The sequence below is a fragment of the Bartonella sp. AP58NXGY genome, from assembly GCF_042195785.1.
In the GTDB taxonomy this organism is placed as follows: Bacteria; Pseudomonadota; Alphaproteobacteria; order Rhizobiales; family Rhizobiaceae; genus Bartonella.
Genome location: NZ_JBHIOY010000382.1, coordinates 343 through 585, shown reverse-complemented (window position 1 = coordinate 585; position 243 = coordinate 343). Strand labels below are relative to the sequence as shown.

1 pseudogene is annotated in these 243 nt (G+C 42.4%); it reads right to left on the bottom strand.

What is annotated here, in order from left to right:
- Positions 1 to 243 (bottom strand): annotated as a pseudogene (locus ACFINC_RS11565) (alpha-D-glucose phosphate-specific phosphoglucomutase); the annotation flags it as partial.

Genomic DNA, 243 nt, shown 5'->3' with positions numbered 1-243 from the left:
CCCACCATGCGCATGGTATTTACGAATAAGATGCGAAACAGCAGGTGTAGAAAGAATACCGCCCCTTCCCATTTTTACACAAGAAACCCCATTTGCTGCCGCCATCTTCAACACAATCTGAAGGAGAGTCCGATTAAAGGTGCGTCCATCTCCCCCAAGAATTAACATTTTCCCTTCAAGAGGTCCAATATTCTCAAAAAGAGACTGTATAAAATTTTCCACATAATGGGGTTGTTGAAAAAC